Annotated in this window: 1 pseudogene; it reads right to left on the bottom strand. The window is 61.1% G+C overall.

What is annotated here, in order from left to right:
- Positions 1 to 239: pseudogene (locus ACW9IR_RS30020) on the bottom strand (hypothetical protein); the annotation flags it as partial.

Genomic DNA, 239 nt, shown 5'->3' with positions numbered 1-239 from the left:
AGTCGGGAATGCTGAACACTCGGGCCAAACTGTCCATAGCCTGGTAACCGGCGGCAAGGCTGTAGAAATATGGCGACTTCACGCTGGCATAAGGCCGATCGGGGACACGAAAGCGCAGTCCGGTCTGTTCGCTGACCTGGGCAAGCACAGCGCGCAGATCCACATGACGCAGGTTCAACGGCAGCGGGTTGGCCAGCACGGCGGCCAGCTCACGGCAAAACAACACCTGTTCGACCGCG

This window comes from Pseudomonas sp. SDT291_1_S447 (genome assembly GCF_054070155.1).
This window is presented reverse-complemented; position numbering and strand designations above follow the sequence as displayed.